At 62.9% G+C, this 22,464-nt stretch carries 19 protein-coding genes, 1 pseudogene and 4 riboswitches; of the genes and pseudogenes, 12 read left to right on the top strand and 8 right to left on the bottom strand.

What is annotated here, in order from left to right; all coding sequences use genetic code 11:
- Nucleotides 1-846: pseudogene (locus tag AC07OO_RS00005) on the bottom strand (hypothetical protein); the annotation flags it as partial.
- A 113-nt stretch (nt 847-959) separates the two neighbouring features.
- A riboswitch (glycine riboswitch) is annotated at nt 960-1,063 on the top strand.
- Nucleotides 1,064-1,083: 20 nt separating this feature from the next.
- A riboswitch (glycine riboswitch) is annotated at nt 1,084-1,186 on the top strand.
- 72 nt (nt 1,187-1,258) lie between these two features.
- On the opposite strand from AC07OO_RS00005, the gene gcvT reads away from it, so the two are divergent.
- The 8 genes from gcvT to AC07OO_RS00045 all read left to right on the top strand — a co-directional run bounded on the left by gcvT (nt 1,259) and on the right by AC07OO_RS00045 (nt 12,380).
- Nucleotides 1,259-2,434 carry a glycine cleavage system aminomethyltransferase GcvT gene (gene gcvT / locus AC07OO_RS00010; RefSeq protein ID WP_495080005.1) on the top strand — a complete coding sequence of 392 codons (1,176 nt, stop codon included), beginning with the start codon at nt 1,259-1,261 and terminating at the stop codon, nt 2,432-2,434.
- 50 nt (nt 2,435-2,484) lie between these two features.
- Entirely contained in the window at nt 2,485-2,856 is a 372-nt protein-coding gene (gene gcvH, locus AC07OO_RS00015; protein ID WP_495080006.1) for a glycine cleavage system protein GcvH, read from the top strand.
- A gap of 146 nt (nt 2,857-3,002) precedes the next feature.
- Complete coding sequence (gcvP, locus tag AC07OO_RS00020) at nt 3,003-5,891, top strand: aminomethyl-transferring glycine dehydrogenase (protein WP_495080007.1); 2,889 nt, start codon at nt 3,003-3,005, stop codon at nt 5,889-5,891.
- 57 nt (nt 5,892-5,948) lie between these two features.
- Nucleotides 5,949-6,044, top strand: a riboswitch (glycine riboswitch).
- Nucleotide 6,045: 1 nt separating this feature from the next.
- A riboswitch (glycine riboswitch) is annotated at nt 6,046-6,152 on the top strand.
- A 69-nt stretch (nt 6,153-6,221) separates the two neighbouring features.
- The gene (locus tag AC07OO_RS00025) at nt 6,222-7,532 is read left to right on the top strand and encodes a D-amino acid dehydrogenase (RefSeq protein WP_495080008.1); all 1,311 of its coding nucleotides are present in this window, start codon (nt 6,222-6,224) and stop codon (nt 7,530-7,532) included.
- Between the two features lies 1 nt (nt 7,533).
- Nucleotides 7,534-8,922 carry an L-serine ammonia-lyase gene (locus AC07OO_RS00030; RefSeq protein ID WP_495080009.1) on the top strand — a complete coding sequence of 463 codons (1,389 nt, stop codon included), beginning with the start codon at nt 7,534-7,536 and terminating at the stop codon, nt 8,920-8,922.
- Nucleotides 8,923-9,020: 98 nt separating this feature from the next.
- Complete coding sequence (locus tag AC07OO_RS00035) at nt 9,021-9,323, top strand: helix-turn-helix domain-containing protein (protein ID WP_495080010.1); 303 nt, start codon at nt 9,021-9,023, stop codon at nt 9,321-9,323.
- A 6-nt stretch (nt 9,324-9,329) separates the two neighbouring features.
- Nucleotides 9,330-10,697, top strand: coding sequence for a type II toxin-antitoxin system HipA family toxin (locus AC07OO_RS00040; RefSeq protein ID WP_495080011.1), 1,368 nt, complete (start codon nt 9,330-9,332; stop codon nt 10,695-10,697).
- A 45-nt stretch (nt 10,698-10,742) separates the two neighbouring features.
- Entirely contained in the window at nt 10,743-12,380 is a 1,638-nt protein-coding gene (locus AC07OO_RS00045) for a bifunctional diguanylate cyclase/phosphodiesterase (RefSeq protein ID WP_495080012.1), read from the top strand.
- On the opposite strand, the gene aroQ is transcribed toward AC07OO_RS00045, so the two are convergent.
- Entirely contained in the window at nt 12,363-12,809 is a 447-nt protein-coding gene (aroQ, locus tag AC07OO_RS00050; RefSeq protein WP_495080013.1) for a type II 3-dehydroquinate dehydratase, read from the bottom strand. The genes AC07OO_RS00045 and aroQ overlap by 18 nt on opposite strands.
- Before the next feature lie 104 nt (nt 12,810-12,913).
- Nucleotides 12,914-14,008 carry a chorismate synthase gene (aroC, locus tag AC07OO_RS00055; RefSeq protein WP_495080014.1) on the bottom strand — a complete coding sequence of 365 codons (1,095 nt, stop codon included), beginning with the start codon at nt 14,006-14,008 and terminating at the stop codon, nt 12,914-12,916.
- 116 nt (nt 14,009-14,124) lie between these two features.
- Between aroC and AC07OO_RS00060 the strand changes: the two genes are divergently transcribed.
- Nucleotides 14,125-15,702, top strand: a complete 1,578-nt coding sequence (locus AC07OO_RS00060) for a methyl-accepting chemotaxis protein (RefSeq protein WP_495080015.1) — start codon at nt 14,125-14,127, stop codon at nt 15,700-15,702.
- Between the two features lie 143 nt (nt 15,703-15,845).
- Here AC07OO_RS00060 and AC07OO_RS00065 read toward each other — a convergent pair whose 3' ends face one another.
- A complete protein-coding gene (locus AC07OO_RS00065) occupies nt 15,846-16,202 on the bottom strand; it encodes a hypothetical protein (RefSeq protein ID WP_495080016.1) in 357 nt (118 codons plus the stop codon).
- Nucleotides 16,203-16,360: 158 nt separating this feature from the next.
- Here AC07OO_RS00065 and AC07OO_RS00070 point away from each other — a divergent pair, with 158 nt between their 5' ends.
- Nucleotides 16,361-17,380, top strand: coding sequence for an integron integrase (locus AC07OO_RS00070; protein ID WP_495080017.1), 1,020 nt, complete (start codon nt 16,361-16,363; stop codon nt 17,378-17,380).
- Here AC07OO_RS00070 and AC07OO_RS00075 read toward each other — a convergent pair.
- Nucleotides 17,371-17,835 carry a CBS domain-containing protein gene (locus tag AC07OO_RS00075; RefSeq protein WP_495080018.1) on the bottom strand — a complete coding sequence of 155 codons (465 nt, stop codon included), beginning with the start codon at nt 17,833-17,835 and terminating at the stop codon, nt 17,371-17,373. The genes AC07OO_RS00070 and AC07OO_RS00075 overlap by 10 nt on opposite strands.
- Nucleotides 17,836-17,929: 94 nt before the next feature.
- On the opposite strand from AC07OO_RS00075, the gene AC07OO_RS00080 reads away from it, so the two are divergent.
- Both AC07OO_RS00080 and AC07OO_RS00085 read left to right on the top strand, forming a co-directional pair.
- Complete coding sequence (locus AC07OO_RS00080) at nt 17,930-19,237, top strand: O-acetylhomoserine aminocarboxypropyltransferase (RefSeq protein WP_495080019.1); 1,308 nt, start codon at nt 17,930-17,932, stop codon at nt 19,235-19,237.
- A 109-nt stretch (nt 19,238-19,346) separates the two neighbouring features.
- Nucleotides 19,347-20,171, top strand: coding sequence for an alpha/beta fold hydrolase (locus AC07OO_RS00085; RefSeq protein WP_495080020.1), 825 nt, complete (start codon nt 19,347-19,349; stop codon nt 20,169-20,171).
- A 17-nt stretch (nt 20,172-20,188) separates the two neighbouring features.
- Here AC07OO_RS00085 and AC07OO_RS00090 read toward each other — a convergent pair whose 3' ends face one another.
- From AC07OO_RS00090 to AC07OO_RS00100, 3 genes are all read right to left on the bottom strand, one after another.
- On the bottom strand, nt 20,189-20,980 hold the full coding sequence (locus AC07OO_RS00090; protein ID WP_495080021.1) for a hypothetical protein: 792 nt from the start codon (nt 20,978-20,980) through the stop codon (nt 20,189-20,191).
- A 113-nt stretch (nt 20,981-21,093) separates the two neighbouring features.
- Nucleotides 21,094-21,927 carry a dienelactone hydrolase family protein gene (locus AC07OO_RS00095; RefSeq protein ID WP_495080022.1) on the bottom strand — a complete coding sequence of 278 codons (834 nt, stop codon included), beginning with the start codon at nt 21,925-21,927 and terminating at the stop codon, nt 21,094-21,096.
- 2 nt (nt 21,928-21,929) lie between these two features.
- The gene (locus AC07OO_RS00100) at nt 21,930-22,400 is read right to left on the bottom strand and encodes a tautomerase (protein WP_495080023.1); all 471 of its coding nucleotides are present in this window, start codon (nt 22,398-22,400) and stop codon (nt 21,930-21,932) included.
- Nucleotides 22,401-22,464: the final 64 nt, after the last annotated feature.

A 22,464-nucleotide genomic window follows, 5' to 3' on the forward strand; every position in this document is an offset into this window, starting at 1 on the left:
GCCGGATGGCGCCGCAGGCTTCTCGACCGGAGTGATAGCCAGAGCCCGCGCGGGAGCCGGTGTGGGGGCTGGCGCAGGTGCTGGAGCGGGCGCGGGCGCGGGGGCTGGTGCTGGTACTGGCACTGGGGCGGGGGCCGGTGCAGGGGCTGGCGGCGCAGGAGTCGGGGTAGGTACAGGCGCTGGAGCCGGGGCGGGCGTAGGAGTCGGAGCCGGCTTGGGTGCAGGCACAGGTGCCGGCACGGGTGCGGGCGCTGGTGTGGGCACCGGGGTCGGGGCCGGCGTGGGTGCAGGCGTAGGCGTAGGCGTGGGTTGCGGCACCGGGGCTGGAGCGGGTGTGGGCACCGGCGCGGGCGCAGGCGCCGGGGCAGGCACGGGTGTCGGCGTGGGCGCCGGGGCGGGCTCGACGACGGGCTGGGGCACTGGCACGGGAAGCGGCTCGGGCACGGGGACTGGCGGCGGGGGCACGGGTGGAGGTGGCACCGGTATGGGCTCCAGCGCGATCTGCACCGGCTTGGCCGTGGGCACGGCCTCCACAATCTTCTGAGGCACGACCTTGTCCTTGGGCCGCTCCACCACCTTGTGCTGCTGTATGGCGTTGGTGGTAGAGGCCGGGCCCTTCACCTCCCGCACCTCGCGCGGGGCTTGCACGGCCGGGCTGGGCTTGCGCTCTTGCAAGCGAGTGATGGGCGACAACAACTGGTACACCACCTGGCGCGTAACCTGGGCTACGGGCGTGCTCTGCAAAATCACCCACAGCAAAACCAAGTGGATAAACACCACCGTCGCGACCGCCGGCAGGGACACACGCTCCTGCTGCAGCACGGCTTTTGACAGTGGATCAATCATCGGCAGAGGGTTTCCTCAGAACAGGCTTGTGGCCCGTGGGCATATATGGGTCTGAGTTTAAACGGCAGAAACCGGGTGGTAACCAATGTTTGATATCGATTGCTGGTTTAGAATCCGCGCTGTCAGGAGAGAGTTTTCTGCACAGAAAACCGCCGAAGGCGCAGGACCGCTGATTGCAGCGGTCTGAACGCTCAGGCAAAAGGACTGACAAACGCCTTGACCTAGTGATAGGACAAGACGATCCCCACTGGAGAGAGGCGGCACGCAAGATGCCGTCCACCGAAGGAGCAAACCGCTGTTGGCGGTGAATCTCTCAGGTAAAGCGGACAGCGGGGGCAAACAAGCCCAGGGCATTGACTAATAGGTTGCTGCCGTGGATAGTTCATTGCCCCCAGTCGCCAGGAGACAGCCCTTGTCCGCTCCCACAGAATCCGCACCCTTGTTGACCACGCCGCTCAACGCGTTGCATATTGAACTGGGTGCCCGCATGGTGCCCTTTGCCGGCTATTCCATGCCGGTGCAATACCCCGCCGGCCTGATGGCCGAACACCACCACACCCGCCAGAACGCCGGCCTATTCGACGTGTCGCACATGGGCCAGTTGCGTCTGGTGGGTGCCGAAGCGGCGGCGGCGTTCGAGACGCTGATCCCCGTGGATGTCATCGACCTGCCCGTGGGCAAGCAGCGCTACGGCCTGCTGCTCAATGATGATGGCGGCATCATCGACGACCTGATGTTCTTCAACAAGGGGAACAACGAACTCTTCGTCATCGTCAATGGCGCCTGCAAGGTCAACGACATCGCCCATATCCAGTACCGCATTGGCCATCGCTGCGAAGTCATACCCATGCCCGACCACGCGCTGCTGGCGCTGCAGGGTCCGCAGGCGGTCACGGCGCTGTCCCGCCTGGCGCCCGGCGTAGAAAAGCTGGTCTTCATGACCGGCGGCAACTTCACCGTCAACACCGGCAGCCAAAAGATCGATGTCTTCCTGACCCGCAGCGGCTACACCGGCGAAGACGGTTTCGAAATCTCCGTTCACAAGGACCAGGCTGAAGCCCTGGCCCGCACCCTGCTGGCCCAACCCGAGGTCAAGCCCATTGGCCTGGGTGCCCGCAACTCGCTACGCTTGGAAGCCGGCCTGTGCCTGTATGGCAACGATATCGACGAAACAACCCACCCCGTGGAAGCCAACCTGAACTGGGCCATGCAAAAGGTGCGCCGCATGGGTGGTGTACGCGAAGGTGGCTTCCCGGGCGCTACAAAAATACTAGCTGCACTCGCAGCATCGACGGGGGCTAGCGGCTCAAGTGCCGCAGGTGTCGCCCGCAAGCGCGTAGGTTTGATCGCGCAGGAGCGCGTGCCCGTGCGCGACCACACCGAGCTGCAAGACGGCAACGGCAATCGCATCGGCGAAGTCACCAGCGGCCTGCTCGGCCCCACCATCGACAAACCGGTCGCCATGGCCTATGTGGACGCAGCATTCAGCGCGCTGGGCACCCAGGTGGTGGCCATTGTGCGCGGCAAGCCTGTGCCTATGGTCGTCAGCGCGATGCCCTTTGTGCCGACCAACTATTTCCGCGGTTAACCTCTGCGATCCATCTATCTATTCAACCCTTTACTCAGGAGCCCAGCACCATGTCCATCAAGTACACCCCCGACCACGAATGGCTGAAGGTTGAAGGCGGCGTCGCCACCGTCGGTATCACCCACCATGCGCAAGACGCACTGGGCGACGTGGTGTTTGTAGACCTGCCCGAAGTCGGCAAGACTTTTGCAGCAAAAGACATCGCCGGTGTCGTCGAGTCCGTCAAGGCCGCGGCCGACGTCTACATGCCCGTGGCTGGCGAGATCACAGAAGTCAACGAAGCCCTGCGCGCCGACCCTGCGCTGGCCAACACCGACCCCATGGGCGCGGGCTGGTTCTTCAAGGTCAAGCTGTCCAATGCAGCCGAACTCGATGGTCTGATGGACGAAACCAGCTACACATCGTTTGCCGCCAACGCGTGATCCCAAACGCCAGCGCTCGTGGAGCGCTGAAATGGGGTCAGATCCCCATTCAGGACAGTTATTTTTACGGCGCGACGAAATGCTGAACGACATGGGGCTCTGACCCCATTTCAGCGCGTCGCAGCCGGAGCACCTAGGAAGTTCCCATGCCCACCACTCCAACCCTCGCCCAACTCGAAAACCCCAGCGAGTTTGTCGCCCGCCACATCGGCATCGATGCCGCCGACGAAGCGCTGATGCTGAAAACCATTGGCGAGTCATCCCGCCGTGAGTTGATCGACAGCATCGTGCCCCGCTCCATCGCGCGCAGCACCGCCATGGCCATCCCCGCGGCGATCACCGAAGCGGCCGCGCTGGCCGAGATCAAGGTGCTGGCGGACAAGAACAAGGTGCTCAAGAGTTTCATAGGCCAGGGTTATTACCCCAACCACACACCGGGCGTGATCCTGCGCAACATTCTGGAAAACCCCGCCTGGTACACGGCCTACACGCCCTACCAGGCCGAAATCTCCCAGGGCCGTATGGAGGCATTGGTCAACTTCCAGACCATGGTTTGCGACCTGACCGGCATGCCCATCGCCAACGCGTCCATGCTGGACGAAGCCACCGCAGCCGCCGAAGCCATGACGCTGGCCAAGCGTTCGGTCAAATCCAAGGGCAACACCTTCGTCGTCAACGGCGACTGCCACCCCCAGACAATCGAAGTCATCCAGACCCGCGCCGCGCCGCTGGGCTTTACCGTCAAGGTTGTGAACTCCGCGCAGGAATGGGAAGCTGCCATCGCCGGTGACGACTACTTCGCCGCGATGACCCAATACCCCGCCAGCAGTGGCTGGTTGGCCGACTGGAAGCCCGAGGCCGACAAGGTGCACGCCAAGAACGCCGCCTTCATCATGGCAGCCGACCTGCTGGCGCTGACACTGTTGGTGCCCCCGGGCGAAATGGGCGCCGACATCGTGGTCGGCACCACGCAGCGCTTTGGAATGCCGCTGTGCAATGGCGGCCCGCACGCCGCCTACATGGCTTGCCGCGACGAGTACAAGCGCTCCCTGCCCGGCCGCCTGGTCGGCGTCAGCATCGACGTGCACGGCAACCCCACCTACCGTCTGGCGCTGCAGACCCGCGAACAGCATATCCGCCGCGAAAAGGCCACCTCCAACATCTGCACGGCCCAGGTGCTGCCGGCCGTCGTGGCCAGCATGTACGCCGTGTACCACGGCCCTGAGGGCCTGACCCGCATCGCCCAGCGCGTGCACACGCTGACCAGCATTTTGTCCAAGGGCCTGGCCCAACTGGGCTACACCACCACACACCACGACACGGCGTTTGACACGCTGTGCTACAAGACCGGTGACGCTACAAACTCCATAGCTGCAAAGTCAGCATCCGCGGGGGCTAACGTCCGAATTGGCTGGAAGGAATATATCTGCATCTCGCTGGACGAAACCAGCACACGCGAAGACGTGGCGCTGATCTGGTCTTTCTTCGCCAAGCCCGGCCAGGCACTGCCTACGGTGGAAGCCCTGGAGGCATCTGCCGAATCTTTGATCCCCGCCGCGCTGCGCCGTACGAGCAAATTCCTGACCCACCCGGTCTTCAACACCCACCACTCCGAGACCGGCATGCTGCGCTACATCCGCATGCTGTCCGACAAGGACCTGGCGCTGGACCGCAGCATGATCCCGCTGGGCAGCTGCACGATGAAGCTGAACGCCACCAGCGAGATGATCCCCATCACCTGGCCCGAGTTTGCGAACATCCACCCATTTGCCCCCGCAGACCAGCGCCAGGGCTACACCGAACTGGACGCGCAACTGCGCGGCTGGCTGTGCGCCGCCACCGGTTACGCCGGCATCAGCCTGCAGCCCAACGCGGGCAGCCAGGGTGAGTATGCAGGCCTGTTGGCCATCCAGGCCTTCCACGCCAGCAAAGGCCAAGCACACCGCAATATCTGCCTGATCCCCAGCAGCGCGCACGGAACCAACCCGGCCAGCGCGCAGATGGTGGGCATGACCGTGGTTGTGACCAAGTGCGACGACATGGGCAATGTGGACCTGGCCGACTTGCGTGCCAAGTGCGAACAGCACAGTGCCAATCTGGCCTGCGTGATGATCACCTACCCCAGCACGCACGGCGTGTTCGAGACATCGGTCAAGGAGCTGTGCGCGCTGGTGCACCAGCACGGCGGCCGCGTCTATGTGGACGGCGCCAACATGAACGCCCTGGTCGGTGTGGCGGCTCCTGGTGAGTTTGGCGGCGATGTCAGCCACCTGAACCTGCACAAGACCTTCTGCATCCCCCACGGCGGTGGCGGCCCCGGTGTCGGCCCGGTCTGCGTGGTGGAAGACCTCGTACCCTTCCTGCCCGGTCACAAGACCGGCGGCCTGCCCGGCACGGGCGCGGTCAGCGCTGCGCCCTTGGGCAATGCGGCCGTGTTGCCCATTAGCTGGATGTACTGCCGCATGATGGGTGCGGCCGGCCTGCAGCACGCCACCGAGGCGGCCATTCTGGCGGCCAACTACATCAGCACCCGCCTGAAGGACCACTACCCCACGCTGTACGCATCGGCCAATGGCCATGTGGCGCACGAGTGCATTTTGGACCTGCGCAACCTGAAGGACACCAGCGGCGTGATGGCCGAGGACGTGGCCAAGCGTTTGATGGACTACGGCTTCCACGCGCCCACGCTGTCCTTCCCTGTGCCCAACACGCTGATGGTGGAACCCACCGAGAGCGAAACACTGGCCGAGATCGACCGCTTTGTGAATGCCATGATCGCCATCCGCCGCGAGATCACCAAGGTGGAAAAGGGTGAATGGCCGCAGGACAACAACCCGCTGAAACACGCTCCACACACCGCAGCCAGCCTGCTGGGCGGCGAATGGGACCGCCCCTACAGCCGCGAAGTGGGTGCATTCCCGCTGGCCACGCTGAAGGCCGTCAAGTACTGGCCGCCTGTGGGCCGGGTGGACAACGTGTATGGCGACCGCAATCTGTTCTGCAGTTGCGTTCCCTTGACCGAATACGCAAGTTAGACAGTGATTTAAGGACGGCACCGCATTGCATGCAGCCGTCCTTGCCAGACTCGATCTGGCACCGCAGCGGGAGAGCTTGGTACCGTAAAACGTGCCAACGCCGAAGGAGCAACCACCCCGGAAACTCTCAGGCAAAAGGACCGCTGCGGTCATCAGCACTCTGAAGAGCTGCCGGAAACAGTCACCCGGCACACCGCAGGAGCAAGCGCAGGGCCCACAAGGTCTGCGCGAATCTCTCAGGTCGCAAACAGAGGGGGTCGCCGGCTACACATGGTGTGTGGCTGGCGACTTTTTTTGTTTCCGACGACTCCTGAAGAAAGAGTGCTCACCATGCAAACCCAGCAAAAACACATCGCCATCATTGGCGGCGGCATCACCGGCGTCACCAGCGCCTACACCCTGGCCAAGGCAGGCTTTCGCGTCACGCTAATCGAGAAGAACCGCTACGCCGGCATGGAAACGTCCTATGCCAACGGCGGCCAACTGTCAGCATCCAATGCCGAGGTCTGGACCCACCCCAGTACCCTGGTCAAGGGCCTCAAATGGATGTTCACCAAGGACGCGCCGCTGCTGATGAACCCCACGCCCACCTGGCACAAGATCAGCTGGATGGCCGAGTTTGTGGCCGCTATCCCCAAATACCGCGACAACACGATTGCCACCACACGCCTGGCCATTGCCGCGCGCCAACACCTGTTCAGCTGGGCCGAAGCCGAAGGCATTGACTTCAACCACGAGCGCAAAGGCATCCTGCACATCTACCGCAACAAGGCGGGCTTCGACCATGCAGGTGAAGTGTCCAAGCTGCTGGCGGCCGGTGGCTTGGAGCGCCGTGCCGTGACGCCCGATGAAATGCGCGCCATAGAGCCCACGCTGCAGGGCAACTACTACGGCGGCTACTTCACCGAGAGCGATTCCACCGGCGACATCCACAAGTACACGCACGGCTTGGCGCAGGCTTGTGCGCGCATGGGCGTGCGTACGCTGTACGGCACATCGGTGCAACGCACCAGCGCCAATGGCAAGACGGCGCTGGTTCACATGCATAGCGCCCACGGCGACGAAACCCTGGTGTGTGATGCGGTCGTGGTCTGCGCCGGCGTGCAGGGCCGCGCGCTGGCCGCGCAATTGGGGGACCGACTCAACATCTACCCGGTCAAGGGCTACTCCATCACCGTGGACCTGGAAGACGCCACCAGCCAGCAGGCCGCGCCCATGGTCAGCCTGCTGGACGATGAGACGAAGCTGGTTACCAGCCGCCTGGGTCAAGACCGCTTCCGCGTGGCCGGCACGGCCGAGTTCAATGGCATCAACCGCGACATCCGCGCCGAGCGCATCCGCCCGTTGGTGGACTGGGTCAACCAGTGCTTCCCAGGTGTCAACACCCGCCGCGTGGAACCCTGGGCCGGCCTGCGGCCCATGATGCCCAATATGCTGCCGCGCGTGGGGCCGGGCCGCCAGTCCAATGTGTTTTACAACACCGGCCACGGGCATCTGGGTTGGACGCTGTCGGCCATTACCGCACACCAATTGGTGGGGCATGTGCAGGCGCACTTTGCACAGGCCATCAAATCCTACACACTACTGGAGCTGGGAAAAACAATCAGCCCCGAAACACAACACATACGTCAGGAGGCATGACATGGCAGTATCCGTATTCGACCTGTTCAAGATCGGCATGGGGCCCAGCAGCTCCCACACCGTGGGGCCTATGCGCGCGGCGCGGCAGTTTGTGGCGCGCTTGCAGCATGCAGACCTGCTGGCGAATACGGTGACCGTGCGCTGCTGGCTGCACGGCTCGCTGGGCGCCACCGGCAAGGGCCACGCCAGCGATGTGGCCGTGCTGCTGGGCCTGTGCGGCCATGAGCCGGATACCGTGGATGTGGACCAAATCCCAGCCATGCTGGCCGAGATCCGCAGCAACAAACGGCTGAACCTGGGCGGCGTACATGGCATTGCCTTCAATGAAAAAGAAGACCTGCTCTTCATGCGCGTGCCACTGCCCTTCCACGCCAACGGCATGCGCTTTGTGGCGCTGGACGCTGCGGGCAACGAACTGGCCAACCGTATCTACTACTCGGTGGGCGGCGGTTTTATCGTCAGTGATGAAGTGGCCGCCGACGGCAGCCGCCAAAAGGTGATCGCACCCGACGCCACCGTGCTGCCCCTGCCCTTCACCAGTGGCGATGCCTTGCTGGCCTTGACGCAGCAGCACAACTTGAGCATCGCCCAAGTCATGCGCCGCAACGAGCAGCATTGGCGCAGTGATGCGGACATCGACTCCGGCCTGCTGCGCATCTGGAAGGTCATGCAAGACTGCGTGAAGCGCGGCTGCCGTACCGACGGCGTGCTGCCTGGGGGCTTCAAAGTCAAGCGCCGCGCCCATGCGCTGCACCAGGCCCTGAGCACCAACCCTGAGGCCGCACTGCGCGACCCGCTGCAGGTACTGGACTGGGTCAACCTGTACGCGCTGGCCGTCAACGAAGAAAACGCCGCCGGTGGCCGCGTGGTGACGGCGCCGACCAACGGCGCGGCCGGCATCATCCCCGCCGTGCTGCACTACTACACACGCTTTGTGCCGGGTGCCAATGACGCGGGCGTCATCGACTTCCTGCTAACCGCCGCCGCCATCGGCATTTTGTACAAAGAGAATGCGTCCATCAGCGGCGCCGAAGTCGGTTGCCAGGGCGAAGTCGGTGTGGCCTGCTCCATGGCCGCCGCGGCCCTGTGCGCGGTGATGGGTGGCACGCCGGAGCAGGTAGAAAACGCCGCCGAGATCGGCATGGAACACCACCTGGGTCTGACCTGTGACCCGGTTGGCGGCCTGGTGCAGATTCCCTGCATAGAGCGCAACGCCATCGCGTCCGTCAAGGCCATCAACGCCGCCCGCATGGCGCTGCGCGGTGACGGCAGCCACTTCGTCAGCCTGGACAAGGTCATCAAGACCATGCGCGAAACCGGCGCCGACATGAAGACCAAATACAAGGAAACGGCACGCGGCGGGCTGGCGGTGAATATCGTGGAGTGCTGAGCCTCCGCATTGCATATATGCCAAATAAAGCATAAATGGCAAATATGCTTAATACAGCATGAGTTGCACATATGCCGCATAAGGCATATAGTGCAAACATGCTTTACCCCATCCAGACACCCAACCAGCTCTCCACGCATCTGCGCGCGCTGCGCTTGGCCAAACAATGGACGCAAGCACAACTGGCCGCGAAGTTGGGCCTGAGCCAAACCCGGGTCGCGCGCATTGAAAAGGACCCGCTGAGTATCAGCGCAGATCAATTGCTGCGCGTGCTGGCCGCATTGGATGCCAGCATGGTCTTGCAGACCGCAGACCACTCCGCCGCGCCAACTCTGGGCGTTGCAGAGCCAGGGTCCGCAAGGACCGCCCCCCTCAAAACCGGCCCCACGGACAACTGGTAGCAAGCCATGGCCAGCGAACTGTGGGTCTGGATGAACGGCCAACACGTGGGGGCTTGGAGCCACTCGCGCAACAAAGTATCCGTTTTTCAGTACGCGCCGACCTGGGCGCAGTCCCCCGCGGCCCGCGCCCTGTCCTTGTCACTACCCATGACGGCAGGCAATGCGGAGATACGCGGACCGGTTGTCGAAAACTACTTTGACAATCTATTACCCGACAGCCAACCGATCCGCGAGCGCATACGCCAGCGCTTTCGCACGCCATCCACCCAAGCTTTTGAATTGCTGACAGCCATAGGGCGCGACTGCGTGGGCGCCGTGCAACTACTACCACCCGACACCGAGCCTGAAGGATGGGACCGGATCCACAGCGAAGCTCTGACCCCGGGCGAAGTAGCCGCACAGTTGCGCGCAGCCTCCACCAGCATGCCCCTGGGACAACGCCACGACGGCGCGCAGGACTTTCGCATCTCCATTGCCGGCGCGCAGGAAAAGACCGCTCTGCTACGCTTTGGCGGGCGTTGGCAGCGCCCGTTGGGCTCCACACCCACCACGCACATCCTGAAGTTGCCGCTCGGCTTGGTGGGTAATATGCGTGCCGATATGCACGATTCGGTAGAGAACGAGTGGCTATGTTCCAAAATCCTGCACGCCCTCGGCTTTCAGGTGGCGAACACCGATATGCAGACCTTCGAAGACCAGAAGGCCCTGGTCGTGGAGCGCTTTGACCGGCGGTGGCAAAACGTGCCTGCGGGCGCAGCCCACAAACGCGGTTTTGTGCCAGCCCCTGATACCTGGATCGCCCGCCTGCCGCAAGAAGACTTCTGCCAGATCGCAGGGGTTGCATCCAGCCAAAAATACGAGGTCGATGCAGGACCGGGCATACGCACAGGCCTGGGCTATCTGGCAGGTAGCCTGGACGCCAACTTGGATCGGTCCAACTTTGTGTTGGCCCAGTTGGCATTCTGGCTGCTGGCCGCCACCGATGGCCATGCCAAGAACTTCTCAGTGTTCCTGGAGCGCGGCACGCGCTACCGCATGACGCCGCTATACGACGTGCTCTCCGCCTGGCCCATCATCGGCAAAAGCGCCAATATGCTGGCCGCGCAAGACGTCAAGCTCGCCATGGCGGTGCACGCCAAAAGCGCCCACTACAAGCTGGGCGATATCCGCGTGCGGCATTGGAAGAGCTTGGCGCAAACCAGCGGTGTTAACGGCCTATGGGAGCAGATGCTGGCCCTGGTGCACCGTGTCGAGTCAGCCTTTGCCATAGTGGAGGGGCAATTGCCAGTCGGTTTTCCCGTCAAGGTATGGGACAAGATCCGCGCCGGCACACAAAGGCATGCGTCTCAATTCTTGCGCGAAGTGCAGTTGTAGCCAGCGCGACGCCAAGTGCAAAACTCGCTCAGCTATCATGAATCCATGACCTTTACACGCTTCGCCAACAGCCTTGCCACCCGCATCATTGTCATTGGCGTAGGTCTCTTGATGTTGGGCAATGGGATACGCTATTTTGTATTGAGCCAATACCTGCGCGAAGACATCAGCGCCGTGATGGCCGCCCAGCAGCTGACGCTGGCCAACTACGTCGCCCGCGAGGTAGATCTGAAGCTTCAGGAGCGCCACAACATGCTGACGCAGATGGCCACCTCGCTGCCGCAAGACCTGTTGAAACAGCCCGATGGATTGCAGCGCTGGCTAGCCATGCGCCACCAGTACCAACCCATCTTCTCCCAGGGCTTGTTTTTCAGCGACCCCAATGGCAACGTGCTAGCCGGTTCGGTTGCGCCGGCCAACGGCGGCACATGGACGCTGCCGGGCGGGGCCGCCCTGGCCCAGATGGCCGTCCGCGACGGACTGATGGTCGGGCGAGCGCAAGTGGACAGCGCCACGCATCAGGCGGTGTTGCCCATGGCCACGCCAGTCAAGGACGCATCGGGAGCGGTGCGCGGGGTGCTGGTGGGCGTCACGGCGTTGACCATGCCGGGCTTTCTCTCGTTTACCGACCAGGACCGTATTGGCCGGCTGGGCGGTTTCTTGCTGATCTCGCCGCGGGACCAGCTCTTCATCGCGTCCACCAAGCCCGAGATGGTGCTTAAGCCCACGCCCAAGCCCGGCGTCAATCTCTTGCACGACAGGGCCATGCAGGGTTTTCGTGGCAGCGGCACAACCGTCAATGCCTTTGGTGTGGAAGAGATATCGGCGATTGCATCGGTGCCCAGCACCGGCTGGTTCGTCGTGGCCCGCCTGCCCACGGAGGAAGCACTGTCGGTGGTAGCGCGCACCCAGCGCTTTGTCGCCACGAACAGCATCCTTGTGGTTTTTGGTTTCCTGCTGGTGGCCGGCTTCAGCCTGTACTACGTGTTCAGGCCCCTGTTGCAGGCCGCCCAACAAGCCGACCGCATGACGCGGGGCGAGACACCGCTGGAGCCATTGAATGTGGTGCGCAGAGATGAGGTGGGCTATTTGACCGAGGCCTTTAACCGCCTGCTGAGCAAACTCCAAGCCAGCCAGTCAGAAATGGCCCATATGGCCCACCATGACGTATTGACCGGTCTGCCCAACCGCGCCCTGCTGGCCGACCGCCTGACCCAGGCACTGGCCCGCGCCGACCGCCGTGGCACACGCGTGGCCTTCTTGTGCATCGACCTGGACAGCTTCAAGCCCATCAATGATCAACTCGGGCATGAAGCGGGCGACTTGGCTCTGGTGGAGATTGTGCGGCGCCTAAGCGCCATCGTGCGCGAATCCGACACGCTGGCCCGCATTGGCGGCGACGAGTTCGTGCTGCTGCTGGCCGACTTGGACGCTGACTCCGCTATCGCCGAATCGGCCGCCAGTGCCGTGGCCAACAAATGCCTGGAGGCCATCGCCCCTCCGGTGACACTGCGGGGCCAGGCCCGCAGCGTGGGCGCATCCATCGGCATCGCCATGGGCAACGGCACGGTCTCACCCCATGCCTTGCAGTTGGCAGCGGACAGCGCCATGTACCAGGCCAAACAGGCCGGTGGCCAGCGCTACGTCGTGGCGGGATCGCCTTTTCTATTGCATGCCGGCTAGACCGGCCACGGCCAGCGCATAGCCATTGACGCCAAAGCCCGCCATCACAGCCTTGGCCGCCGGTGAAATGTAAGAGTGGTGGCGGAAGGCCTCACGGGCGTGCACATTGCTGATGTGCAGCTCGATCAGCGTGACGGCTGTGCCCTTGATGGCGTCGTGCAGCGCCACGCTGGTGTGCGTGTAGGCCCCGGCGTTCAGGATCACGCCTGCCAGCTTGCCCTTGGCCTGCAAGGCGCCGGCCTCATGCAGCCAGTCCACCAAAGTGCCCTCGTGATTGGTCTGGCGGAAATCCAGGGCAAAACCGTTGGCCGCGCAAGCGCGCTCGCACAGGGCCTGCACATCGGCGAGGGTTTGCGAGCCATAGACCTGGGGCTCGCGCGTGCCCAGCAGATTCAGGTTTGGGCCATTCAAGACAAACACAGTTTTCATCGTTGGTGCGCTTTCTGGGATTTGACTGAGAATGCTACTACTTTAATAGCTACCCAGGCATATTGCACGAGGGCTGGCGTGGTATTTTGCCAAAAGCCTTCTGGCTAGGCCTGGGCGGGTATCGGTGTGAGGGCCGGCACCACATCCCCGCACTGCGCCCGGTTGCGCAGCGCATGCTCCATGACCACCAGGGCCAGCATGGCCTCGGCAATCGGTGTGGCGCGTATGCCTACACAAGGGTCGTGGCGGCCCTTGGTAATCACCTGTGTGGCATTGCCCGCTACGTCAATCGAATCGCGCGGCGTGATGATGGAGCTGGTGGGCTTGATCGCGATGCTGACCTCCAGGTCTTGCCCGGTGCTGATGCCGCCCAGCACGCCGCCGGCGTTGTTGGTCGCAAAGCCATTGGGCGTTAAGGAGTCGCCATGTGTGGTGCCGCGCTGGGCCACGCTGGCAAAGCCGGCGCCAATCTCCACACCCTTGACCGCGTTGATGCCCATCAACGCGTAGGCAATGTCAGAGTCCATCTTGTCGAACAGCGGCTCGCCCAGGCCCACCGGCACACGCGAGGCCGTCACGCGGATGCGCGCGCCGCAGGAGTCGCCGGCCTTGCGCAGCGCGTCCATGTAGTCCTCCAGCGCCTGCACATCGGCCACCGGGGCAAAGAAGGGGTTGTTGGGCACGTGGTCCCAGGATTCAAAGGGAATGGCCAACTCGCCGATCTGCGTCATGCAGCCACGAAACACCGTGCCGTATTTCTCAAACAGCCACTTCTTGGCCACCGCACCCGCCGCCACCATGGGCGCGGTCAGCCGGGCGCTGGATCGCCCCCCGCCACGCGGGTCGCGGATGCCGTACTTCTGGAAATAGCTGTAGTCGGCGTGGCCGGGGCGGAAGGATTCCAGGATGTTGCCGTAGTCCTTGCTGCGCTGGTCGGTGTTCTGGATCAAGAGCGCAATCGGAGTGCCCGTGGTCTTGCCCTCATAGACGCCGCTCAGGATCTGCACCGCGTCGGGCTCGTTGCGCTGGGTCACATGGCGGCTGGTGCCGGGGCGGCGGCGGTCCAGGTCGCCCTGGATGTCGGCCTCGCTCAGCTCCATGCCCGGGGGGCAGCCGTCGATCACGCAGCCAATGGCTGGTCCGTGGGATTCACCAAAGTTGGTGACTGCGAATAGGGTTCCAAAGGTGTTGCCGCTCATGCTAGGGATTATCCCTGACCGGGCGGCAAGCTCTTCCACAGGGCCTCGAAATTCCACTACCATGACCCGCACAGTCGGTACTCAGGGCGGTTTTTTCTTTGCACAAAGGAGACGCTATGACATTCAACAACCTGCGCGTGGCGCACAAGCTGTGGTTGGTGGTGATGGGTTTGCTGGTGCTGATGGTGGTGGCAGCCACCTGGACGCAGCTGCGCTCGCGCAGCGCCACCGACGCTACGATGCAAGCCGTCGCCAAATACGAGGACGCCATCACCACCGCCGTGCGCTGGCGCGGCCTGGCCGAACTGGCGGTCACCCTGTCCATGGGCAGCATCGTCACCACCGACGAAGCCCTGCGCAAGGACTACGACACCAAGGTGGCAGCCCTGACCGCGCGCATCACGCCTGTACAAGAGGAAGTCACCAAGGGCGCCACCTCCCAACTGGACAAGGATGCCATGGCCTATGTAGCCAAGACACGGGCCGAGATCCGTGGCATGGGCGACAAGGCAAAGGTCATCAAATCGTCTGACGACGCAGCGGCCAAGCAGGCTTTTCTGGACAAGGAATACCGGCCGCTGGCCGACGCCTACCTGGTCGCCATCGACAAGTTTGTGACCACGCAGGAGCAACAGCGTGACGCCGCCCGCGCCGCACTGGAAGAGGTGCGCAAAAGCTTGATCGTGATCGCGCTGGTGGCCGTTGCCGTGGTCTTCGCGCTGGGCATTTTCATGTGCATGGTGCTGGTGCAGTCCATCACCCAGCCGCTGGACCGGGCTGTGTCCGTAGCACAGGCCATTACCGACGGCGATCTAACCCAGGAAGCACGCGATGACCGCAAGGACGAATTCGGCGTGCTGATGCGCGCCCAGTCTGACATGGGGACCAAGCTACGTGAGTTGGTTTCGCAGGTGCGCAGCGGCGTGGAGTCGGTGTCCAACGCCTCCAGCGAGATCGCCACCGGCAACAATGACTTGAGTGCCCGCACCGAGCAAACTGCGTCCAACCTGCAGCAGACCGCCGCCAGCATGGAGCAGCTCACCAGCACCGTGAACCAGTCGGCCAATACCGCCCGCCAAGCCAACACCCTGGCTGCCACCGCCGCCCAAGTGGCATCGCGCGGCGGCGAAATGGTGGGCCAGGTGGTGCAAAGCATGCAGCACATCACCGCGTCGTCCCGCAAGATCGGCGACATCATCAGTGTCATTGATGGCATTGCCTTCCAGACCAATATCCTGGCCCTCAATGCCGCCGTGGAAGCGGCCCGCGCCGGTGAACAAGGCCGCGGCTTTGCCGTGGTGGCGTCCGAAGTGCGGTCTCTGGCCGGGCGTAGCGCCGAAGCGGCCAAGGAGATCAAGTCCTTGATCAATACCTCAGTGGAGACCGTGGAGACCGGTTCACGCCAGGTGGAACAGGCTGGCGAAACCATGGGCGAAATCGTCAGCAGCGTGCAGCGGGTCAGCCAGTTGATTGGCGAGATCACCGCAGCATCAACCGAGCAGCGCGACGGTATCGAACAGGTGAATCAGGCGGTCGGCAATCTGGATCAGATGACGCAGCAGAACGCGGCGCTGGTGGAAGAGTCAGCTGCGGCAGCGACTGCCATGCGGGACCAGGCGCAGCATCTGGCGGAGTTGGTCTCGGTGTTCAATGTGGGTGGTGGTCGGTCGACCAGTTTGGCTCTCTCCCGATAGGTTCTTTTACGGCTTCAACGTTTGACATGAGGGGCGTCAAAGAGCGATAGCTCTTGGACGTCCCCCTCGATGGAAGGGTTAGGCCTCAACGCGGAGAGCTCAGTGTGCAGGTGCGTTTGGCATGCGAGGTGATCGATATGCACTTAAGGGCGCCCCCAGTCCTCGATGCGAAGACTGCTCTGCCTTCCATCCGCAACGACAGTTACAGCTACGGCTTCTGAGAACCCTGGTCCGCAGATCGCGACATAGACCCAGGCCAAATCGTTCGCAGTCTTCTTTGGCATCTCATCGTCGACGATCATCACTTCGCATAGGTCTGCCGGTCCATCCCCGTACTCGACCATTCGTCGGTAGTCATCTTTCAGATCTTCCTGCGACATGGCGAGCCGTGTTCCCGAAGAAAGCATGTTGTACGCGTCCTCGAACCGATGTTCGGCAAGCGCCTTTGCGAACCGGAGTGCTAGCAGGCCATGCGGGTGAGTATTGTCTAGCTGCGTCATTGCGATATGGTTGTGAGGCCTAACGTAATGTAGACCGCAAAACCCGGTTGATACAACCAGCGCTTGACGATACATACTTTTTGAAAACCCGCTGTAGGCCTCTTGTTTCCGGGGTTTTTAGTTTATATACTGTATAAATACTCAGGTATAAATTTTTCATGAAACCCGGCGTGCCTCCACTGCAGTCTGCCCGTTTGCTCGATCAGGTTCGTGAACGGGTGCGATACATGCACTATAGCCTCAAGACGGAGAAGGCATACCTGTATTGGGTCCGTTTTTTTGTGCGCTGGAGTGCCACACAACCAGGCGGCATGCGCCATCCACGAGACATGACTACACAGGATGTGGAGGCATTCTTGAGCATGATGGCCAATGAGCGCAATGTGTCTGCCTCCACACACAATCAGGCGCTCAGTGCAGTGTTGTTTCTTTACCGTGAGGTTTTGAACATTGATCTGCCTTGGTTGAACAACATCGGGCGCCCCAAGCAGGCCAAGCGCATACCCAGCGTACTTACCAAAGACGAAGTCGCGGGTCTGCTAGCGCAGATGGACGGCATTTCGGCCCTGTTAGCCAGGCTGTTGTATGGCACGGGTATGCGTTTGATGGAGGGCATGCGCCTGAGAGTGAAGGATGTGGACTTTGACCGGCACATCATCATCGTGCGCGATGCCAAGGGCGGCAAAGATCGTGTCGTCATGATGCCGCACTCATTGGCACCTGCCTTGAGGGTGCAAATGCTCGCGGCGCGGGCGCAATGGGAGGCGGATCGGCAAGCGCAGCGTGGCGGTGTGGAAACTCCGTTTGCATTGGAGCAAAAATATCCCAAAGTCGGACACACTTGGAGTTGGTTCTGGATATTTCCGTCTCCCACATTGTCAATCGACCCACGTAGCGGCGTGGAGCGACGGCACCATTTGTTTGAAGAGCGACTGCAACGAGCACTCAAGAAAGCCGTACCACTGGCAGGCATTCACAAACCGGTTTCCGTGCACACGCTGCGCCACTCATTCGCCACCCACCTGCTGCAGGCTGGCACCGACATCCGCACTGTGCAAGAGTTGCTGGGTCACTCGGATGTTTCCACCACCATGATCTACACCCATGTGCTCAAGGTGGCGGCGGGCGGCACGGCCAGTCCGCTGGACGCCCTCACGGGGCTGACTGCTCAACCTTGAGCGGCGTCGCCTTCGCCTTCACCCTCAGGCCAATCCCGGATATACGCCTTGAGCATCTTGTTCTCAAAATTCTGGCTGTCCACGACCGCCTTGGCCACATCGTAAAAGCTGATCACGCCCATCAGCATGCGGTTGTTGATGACCGGCATGTAGCGGGCATGGCGCTCCAGCATCATGCGGCGCACCTCGTCCAGCTCGGTTTCCATCGTGCAGATCAGCGGGCCGGAATCCATGGCGCGGTAGACGGACGTGGTGCCAAAGGTGCCGCCATTCTTGACGGTGGCCTGGATCACCTCACGGAAGGTCAGCATGCCCACCACCAGCCCGTGGGAGATGACAACCAGCGAGCCAATGTCTTTCTCGGCCATCAGCCCGGCCGCGTCGGCCAGGGTGTCTTCGGGTGTGGTGGTGTAAAGCGTGCCGCCCTTGACGCGCAGAATATCGCTGACTTTCATGGTGTTTTCCTGTGGCGCATGGATGAGAAGAATCTCACCCAAATATAGCCCACAATCTGTGCACCACAATACAAACGCGCTACTTGGAGACACCATGCCCGGCTACGCTGATCCCGGTTTTGACACTCTGGCCCTGCACGCAGGCGCCGCCCCCGACCCCACCACCGGCGCCCGCGCCACACCCATCCACCTGACGACGTCCTTCGTGTTCGAGTCCAGCGAGCATGCCCAGTCGCTGTTCAACCTGGAACGTGCGGGCCACGTCTACAGCCGCATCAGCAACCCCACCAATGCGGTGCTAGAGCAGCGCGTGGCGGCACTGGAGGGTGGCATAGGCGCCATCACCACCGCCAGTGGCCAGGCCGCGCTGCACCTGAGCATTGCCACGCTGATGGGCGCGGGTTCGCACATCGTGGCCAGCACGGCGCTGTATGGGGGCTCGCAAAACCTGCTGCACTACACGATGCGCCGCTTTGGCATTGACACCACGTTCGTCAAACCGGGCGATATCGACGGCTGGAAGGCCGCCATACGCCCCAATACCAAGCTGTTCTTCGGCGAAACCGTGGGCAACCCTGGGCTGGACGTGCTGGACATCCCCACGGTCAGCGCCATAGCCCACGACGCAGGTGTACCGCTGCTGGTGGACTCCACCCTCACCTCCCCCTGGCTGATGAAGCCGCTGGAACTGGGTGCTGACCTGGTCTACCACTCGGCCACCAAGTTCCTCTCCGGCCACGGCACCGTGGTGGGCGGCATCGTCGTCGATGGCGGCAGTTTTGACTGGGCCCGCGCCTATGCGCAGTCGGGCAAATTCGAGGAACTGGCCGCGCCGTACGAAGGCTTCCACAACATGAACTTCAGTGAGGAAAGCACCGTGGGTGCCTTCCTGCTGCGCGCGCGGCGCGAAGGCCTGCGCGACTTTGGCGCCTGCATGAGCCCGCACACGGCGTGGCTGATCCTGCAGGGCGTGGAGACACTGGGCCTGCGCATGGAGCGCCACATGCGCAACACGGAGAAGATCGTTCAGTTCCTGGCCAGCCAGGCCTTTGTGGGCCGCGTGGGCCACCCGCTGCTGGAGAGCCACCCTAGCCACGCACTAGCGAAACAGCTGCTGCCACGCGGCGCGGGCTCGGTGTTCAGCTTTGACCTCAAGGGCAACCGCGAGCAGGGCAAAAAGTTCATCGAGACGCTGAAGGTTTTCAGCCACCTGGCCAATGTGGGCGACTGCCGCAGCCTGGTCATCCACCCCGCCAGCACTACGCACTTCCGCATGACGGACGAGGCCCTGGCCGGAGCCGGTATCACCCAGGGCACGATTCGGCTCTCCATTGGCCTGGAAGATGCCGACGACCTGATCGACGACCTGAAGCGCGCGCTGAAGGCGGCGGAGAAGGCATGAACCCTGCAACGCCCCACCAGCACAACGCTATGCATTCAATAGCCGAACATGCATATTCCACGAGGGCTAGAGCCCAATTCTCCATAAGCCTTTCCTGAAAAGAACGCGTATGTACCTCACCGTCAACAACGCCCAAACCTATTGCTACACCGGCGGCAAGGCGCTGGACGCCGCCAAGCCCACGGTCGTCTTCATCCACGGCGTGCTCAATGACCACAGCGTCTGGGGCCTGCAAAGCCGCTACCTGGCCAACCACGGCTACAACGTGCTGGCCGTCGACCTGCCCGGCCACTGCCGAAGTGCCGGCGAGGCGCCCGCCACGGTGGAAGCCGCGGCTGACTTCATCGCCGCGCTGCTGGATGCGGCGGGCGTGCCCAAGGCCGCGCTAGTGGGCCATAGCTGGGGCTCGCTGATTGCGCTGGAAGCCGCGTCACGGTTGAAAGAGCGCGTCACGCACCTGGTGCTGGTGGGCACGGCCTTCCCGATGAAGGTGTCGCCCGTCTTGATCGAGACCTCGTTGAACGAGCCGCTGAAGGCGCTGAACATGATCAACGTGTTCTCGCGCAGCACGCTGGCCGCGCCGCCCTCGGCACTGGGGCCGGGCACCTGGGTGTTCGGCAGCAGCATGGCGCTGGGCCGGCGCGTGCTGGCCAGCAACACGGCTGTGAATGTGTTCCACCGCGGCTTTGTGGCCTGCGACCGTTATGCAAACGGCGAGGCGGCCATGGAAGCCCTCACCTGCCCCGTGCTGTTTGTGCTGGGTGCGCAGGACCAGATGACAGCGGCCAAGGCGGCGCAACCGTTGGTTGCCAAGGCCAAGTCTGCCGGCAAGGCGGTGCAAGTGGTCAATCTGCCGGTGGGCCACCACCAGATGACCGAGACGCCGGACGAGACGCTGTTTGCGATCCGCGACTTTCTGCGCACCGCCAACTGATGCGCCAGGGGAAGGCCTTACTTCAGGTCTTCCGTTTCAAAGTACAGGGTCTTGCCAACTTGCAACGCACGGCCCACGCGGCCTTGCAGCGCCGATTGCAAGGCTGCGCGCCCTGGCTCCTTCAGGTCGCTCGTGGGCAAAAAGAAGGGCTGAATGATGGTGGTGTGCTCGCCCACCGGGCGCTTGGACGATGGCAGGGGCTTCATCGCCACAATGGCGTCAAAGTCAGGCCTGCGGTCTATCTCCTTGACCGCAAAGTATTCGCGCCCCGATCCCAGCAACAGGTAGCGGCCCGCACTGCGGCCCACAGCGCCCTCGGTGGCGGGTTTGAAATCCAGCGGTTTGAACAGCAGCACTTCGTCAATGACCACGGTCTGGCCGGCAAAGCGCTCCACACCACCGCGTTCGAAATGGCCTTGCACAAAGCGGGCGCTGAATTGCTTCAAAGGATCGGCATGGCCGGGCTGCAACCGGTGCAGATCAAACAGTTCGGGCTCCAGCGTCCACAGTTGCGGGCGCAGCGCCAACCGGGCCCGCAAACTGGCATCCACATGGGGGTCGGCCAAATGAAAGCGCAGCAGCACCTGGGAGTCGTGCGGTGCGTGGAACATGGGTAGGTGCGATGCGTACAGACCATCGCGCCCGCCAAACACGGCCATGCCGTGGGAGCCATAGCCCGGTGGCTTGTCGGCAGGCTTTTCGGTTGCGGCTGGGGCCGGGGCCGGCACGCTGGTGTCGGCCGCATGCGCGCCAAGCGCCATGCAGGCGGTGGCCAACAAGGTGGTGAAAAAACGTTGTACTGGCAGCAAAGAGGGGGAAAGCAAGGTGGCAGGAGACATGGGGGGCCGTTTGTGGATTCTGGGGTTCGCCCGATTGGGCCGTGCCGCCATTCTCGCCAAAAACGGCCGCCACCGCCGGAGCCCTAGCCCTGCGCCAGCAATCTGTGGGCGAAGAAGGCCAGAATCTCGTCCCGCGCGGCGATCGTCGGCTGGCCCGCCTCGTCGATCAAATGGGCTGTCACCACGCTGTGCGGGCTGGCCACTACGTGTTCGAAGAATGGTGACAGCCACTCACTGCGGGCCGCACTATCGGGCAACACGCGGGGCACAAAGCGGTCGCCCAGCGCTGCCTGGTAGGCCGCGAAGCGCTCGGCCTTGCAGAACTTGTCGCCCGCAAAGCGGTAGGCCAGCACGGTCAGCTTGTCGCGGTCCAGGCGCTGGCGTACTGCGGCCAGGTCATCCGGCGCAATCTCCAGACCAGCCGGGTCATTGAACGGCAGCGACGGCTGCGACAGCACCGGCGCCAACACTGACGACTCCAGCATCATCGTCAGTGCAAAATTGCCGGTGAAGCACATGCCAATCGCCCCCACGCCAGGCCCACCGCACTGCTGATGCGCGAGCCGGGCCAGCGCGCGCAGCCACTGCGTCACCGGGCTGGTCTGGTTGGCCGCCAGCGCACGGAACTCGGCGCTGACGCAGGCCCGCTGCAGCACGGCCATGCCCTCCTTCGCATCGGGCACTGCGCCATCCGTACCGAACAGCGAGGGCATGAAGACGGTGAAGCCGGCATCACGCACCCAGCGGGCAAAACGCGCCACGTGGGGGCTGATACCTGGCATCTCGGTCATCACGATGACGGCAGGGCCGCTGCCAGCCACATACACCTTCTTGGTGATGCCATCCAACGTGATGGAGCGTGAATCGAAGTCAGCCAGCGCATCGTTTTGCAGCAGTGTGTCGGTCGCCGTCGTCATCATCAGGCTCCTTGAGGCACGGCGGCCACCAAATGCTGCAAATGGGCATAGCCCGCCGCCTTGGCAAAGTCGGGCAAGCGCCACACGGCACCACTTACGCCCCAGGCGCCATCGGCCACCGCATGGAAGACGATGGAGGTCATCAGTTGGCGTTTGTCATCCGCCGGCAGCGCGGACTCGAACGCCCGCTGCAGCAGCCGCGTGTAGGTGACCCGCGCAGCATCGTCCAGCACGCCATCGGGCACGTGAACGATTGCCATGCAGGGGATGAATTGGCCGGTCACGTCTGCACCGCCACAGGTCCAATTGCCACTGTCGATCTCGTCGATCAGCACCCAGCACAGAAAGCGCTTGCGCGGATCGGCAGGTATGCGCTCCGCTGCGGCGGCAGCCTCGTTGATGCCTTGCACCAGGGCGGCACGCTGCGCGCCGGGAAAGGCGTTCTTGGGAATCTTCAAAACAATATTGGGCATCTGCTGCGCTCCGGTTGGGTTGTGGAAAGGAGCTTGTATTGCAGCATCGCCCAGGCCACAATAC

The sequence above is a fragment of the Rhodoferax sp. GW821-FHT07G04 genome (genome assembly GCF_059418585.1).